2 protein-coding genes are annotated in these 1,251 nt (G+C 69.0%); one reads left to right on the top strand and one right to left on the bottom strand.

Annotated elements, in window-relative coordinates; translation table 11 throughout:
* Positions 1 to 482, top strand: a 482-nt coding sequence (locus ACFXKA_RS42950; RefSeq protein WP_379431901.1) for a pyrroline-5-carboxylate reductase family protein, incomplete at its 5' end; no start/stop codon positions are given.
* A gap of 22 nt (positions 483 to 504) precedes the next feature.
* Here ACFXKA_RS42950 and ACFXKA_RS42945 read toward each other — a convergent pair.
* A complete protein-coding gene (locus tag ACFXKA_RS42945) occupies positions 505 to 1,095 on the bottom strand; it encodes a cysteine hydrolase family protein (protein ID WP_379431900.1) in 591 nt (196 codons plus the stop codon).
* Between the last annotated feature and the right edge of the window lie 156 nt (positions 1,096 to 1,251).

The raw sequence follows: 1,251 nt of genomic DNA, 5'->3' as shown, positions 1-1,251 counted from the left end.
GTATCTCCGTCGTACGCGTCATGCCCAACACCCCCGTCCTTGTCGATGAAGGAATGTCCGTCATCTCCGGCGGCAGCCACGCGACCCCCGCCGACCTCAACCACACCGACGAGATCTTCGGCGGCGTCGGCAAGACCGCCCGCGTCCCCGAGTCCCAGCAGGACGCGGCGACCGCCCTCTCCGGCTCCGGCCCGGCGTACTTCTACTTCCTGGTCGAGGCGATGACCGACGCCGGCATCCTCCTCGGCCTGCCCCGCGCCCAGGCCCACGACCTCATCGTCCAGGCCGCCATCGGCGCCGCGGTCATGCTGCGCGACAGCGGCGAGCACCCGGTGAAACTCCGGGAGGCCGTGACCTCCCCGGCGGGCACCACCATCAGCGCCATCCGAGAACTGGAGAACCACGGCGTACGGGCCGCCCTGATCGCCGCGATCGAAGCCGCCCGCGACCGCAGCCGCGAACTCGCCTCCGGCAACGGCTGACCCCCACGCCTTCGGCGCACGGTCAGCCGGACGCCGCCTTCACCACCTCCTCCGTCGTCACGACCTTCGCGAAACCACCACCGTGCAGCGACACGGCCGTCGCCCGCGCCAGCTCCTGCGCGCTCAACTCCCAACCCCAGGGACCCTCCTGGCCGAAGGTGTACGTCGCGTCGAACGCGAAGAACACCTCGTAGCCGAGATTCCCCGCCATACGCGACGTGGTCTCCACGCACATGTTGGTCTGGATCCCCGCCACCACCAGCTGTCCGATCCCCGCCGCCTTCAGCCACGCACCCAGATCCGGTGTGCCGTAGAAGGCGGAGTTCACGCTCTTCACCACCAGCAGCTCCGACCCGGCCGCGCCCTTCCCCCGCCGCCGCTCGACGTACTCCTTGAAGCCGTTCCCCTCATACCCCGGCCGCAACGGTGAGCCCGGCGTCGTCGAGTCGTGCCGCGTGAACACGACCGGCCGCCCACTCGCCTGCCACGCGTCGATCAGCGCGGCGATGTTGCCGTCCGCCTCCGGGTTGTTCCGCACACCCCAGTACTCCACCTCCTCGAATCCCCGCTGCACATCGATGACCACCAGCGCCGCGTTCTCAGCTATCTCCATGGACCCATGCTGCCGCCGGGCACGGGCCTGCTCCAGAGGTACAGAAGTCAGCGGTCGATGGTTTACTGCCACGCATGGCAGACGCATCCACCCCCACTCCCCAACGCATCGCCCTCCTCGCCTTTCCCGGTATCCGTGCCTTCGACGTATCGGTCA

Origin of the sequence: Nocardia sp. NPDC059228, from assembly GCF_042754245.1 — a bacterium.
Lineage (GTDB): Bacteria > Actinomycetota > Actinomycetes > Mycobacteriales > Mycobacteriaceae > Nocardia.
Note: the sequence above shows the minus strand (reverse complement) of the source record. Positions and strands in the feature narration are given on the sequence as shown.

What these genes read in the sequence shown, in the direction of transcription:
- ACFXKA_RS42945 (WP_379431900.1), bottom strand. Translation starts at nt 1,095, where the DNA reads ATGGAGATAGCTGAGAACGCGGCGCTGGTGGTCATCGATGTGCAGCGG.